Annotated in this window: 1 protein-coding gene; it reads right to left on the reverse strand. The window is 47.5% G+C overall.

From position 1 onward, the window contains the following. A partial coding sequence (locus FHK88_RS14540; RefSeq protein WP_227430561.1) for a hypothetical protein occupies positions 1-1,423 on the reverse strand: 1,423 nt, incomplete at both ends.

A 1,423-nucleotide genomic window follows, 5' to 3' on the forward strand; every position in this document is an offset into this window, starting at 1 on the left:
GCCCTCTTTCCCTTCTCTTCTTCTTTCCTTCCCTTCCTTTTTTCTCTCCCCTTTTCTTCCTCTCTTTCTTCTCCCTCCCTCTCCTTCTCCTCCCCTTTCCTCCTCCTTTCTTTCCTTCTCTCCCTCCTCCTCCCTCTTCTCTCCTTCTTTTTTCCCTTTCTTCTCCCTTCCCCTCCCCCCTTCCCCCCTCTTTCCTCCCTTTTTCTTCTCTTCTCTTCTTCTCCTCCCCCCCTTTTTTCTCTTCCCCCTCTTTCTTTTTCCTTCCTTCTTCCCCCTTCTCTCCTTCCCCCTCCCTCCCCTTCCCTTTCTCCTTTTTTTCTTCTTCCTTTTCCTTCTCTTTTTTTTTTTCTTCCCCCTCCCTTCCCCTTTTTTTTTCTTTCTCTCTTTTTTCTCTTTCTTTCTTCCCCTCTTTTTTTTCTTCCTTTTCCTTCCCCCCTCTTTCCCCCCCTTCCTCTCCTTCCCCCCTCTTCTTTCTTCCTTTCTCCTCCCCCCCCTTCTCCTCTTTTTCTCTCCTTTCCTTTCTCTTTTCTTTCTTTCCTCCCTCCCCCCCTCCCCCTTTCCTTCCCTTCCCCTCCTTCTTTCTCTTCTTCTCCCTCCCCTCTCTCTTTCTCTTTTTCTTTCCCCCTTTCTCTTTCTCTTCCCTCTTCTTTTTTTTTCCTTCCCTTTTCTCTTTTTTTTCTTTCTTCTTCCTTTTCTCTCCCCCTCTTTTCCCTCCCCCCCTCCCCCTCCCCTTCCCTTTCCCTTCTTTCTTTCCCCTCCCCTTCTTTCTTTTCTCCCTCCCTTCCTTTTTCCCTCTCTTCCTTCCCTTTTCCTCTCTTCTTCTTTTTTTTTTTCCTTTTTTTTTTTTTCTTCTTTTTTCTTCCTTTTCTCTTCCCCTCTTCCTCTTCCTCCCTCCCCTTCTCCTCCCTCCCTTTTTTCCTCTTTCTCCTCTTTTTTTTTTTTTCTTTTCTTTCTCCTTTTTTCTTTCTCCTTCTCCCTTTTCTTTTTTCCCTTTCCTCTTCCTCTTCTTCCCCTTCTTTTTCCTTTCCCCCCTCTCTTTCTCTTCTTCTCCTTCTCTTCTTTCTCTTCCTCCCCCTCCTTTCCCTCCTCTTTCTCCCTTTCCTCCCTTCCCTCCTCTCCCCTTTCTTTCTCCTCTTCCCTTTCCTTCCTCCCTTCCTTCCCCTCCCTCCTTTTCCTTTTTCTTTTCTTTTTTCCTCTTTCTCTCCCCCCCTTTTTTTCTCTCCTCTTCCTCTCCCCCTCCCTCCCTTCTCTCCCTTCCTTCTCCTCTTTCCCCCTTTTTCTTTCCCCTCCCCTTTCTTTCCTTTTCTTTTCTTCTTCTTCCCTCCCCCCTCCTTTCCTCTTCCCCTCCCTCCCCCTTTTCCTTTTTCCTCTTTCCCCCCCCCCTTTTCTTTTCCTTCCCTCTTCCCTCTTCTCTTTCCCTCTC

This window comes from Psychrobacter sp. I-STPA6b (assembly GCF_020662265.1).
GTDB lineage: Bacteria > Pseudomonadota > Gammaproteobacteria > Pseudomonadales > Moraxellaceae > Psychrobacter.